Origin of the sequence: Mesorhizobium sp. M7A.F.Ca.US.014.04.1.1 (assembly GCF_003998745.1) — a bacterium.
Classification (GTDB): Bacteria; Pseudomonadota; Alphaproteobacteria; order Rhizobiales; family Rhizobiaceae; genus Mesorhizobium; species Mesorhizobium ciceri.
The window spans coordinates 1-633 of the sequence record NZ_RZRW01001321.1 but is presented as its reverse complement, the minus strand read 5'-3'; the positions used below and the strand labels follow the sequence as shown (position 1 = coordinate 633).

The window sequence follows — 633 nt, the reverse complement described above, 5'->3', positions numbered from 1 at the left end:
ATGCGGGACATAGCTGTCGATCGTGTCGTAACCCGAACTGATGTACGTGAAAGGCGGGACGCCGGTCGGGCCAGCGCTGCCGCTACCTTCTTCGAGGGAAACCACGCCCGACAAACCGTTGCCGAGGTCGAAGTAGTACTGGACGACGTTGCTGTCGAAGCCGCCATAGGGGACGATCGTGTCGTTGATGACGTTGCCGGCGTAACCGATGAAGGTGTCGAAGGCCGGGTCGTCCTTACCGACGCGCAGACCACCGAGCTGGATCCAGGCGAAGTTCAGCGTAATGCCCGTGTTGCGGGCCTGCCAGTTGTTGCGGCTGTCGTTGGTCGTGGCCTGGTTGGCATAGTCGCCGAAGCTGTTGCCGAAGTTGAAGCGGGTCTCGGTGTAGGTCTTCAACGTGCCGAGTTCGGTTTCCTGGCCGGTCCAGGTCTTCAGGTTGAAGCGGGCATTCTTCCAGTAGGTCGAGTGGTCGTCTTCGCCCATGCTGTCAGGAACGTGATTGACGCCATCGAACGAACCGGCATCACCCACGCCGACGTCGTAGCGGACATAGCCGCCGATGCGCAGGCAGGTTTCGGTGCCGGGGATGTAGAAGTAACCAGCGCCGTAGACGTCGCAGATCTTGACGTATTC

At 60.3% G+C, this 633-nt stretch carries 1 protein-coding gene; it reads right to left on the bottom strand.

The window, feature by feature from the left end; all coding sequences use genetic code 11:
• On the bottom strand, positions 1 to 633 hold a 633-nt coding region (locus EOA22_RS36325), incomplete at both ends, for a porin (protein WP_245478804.1).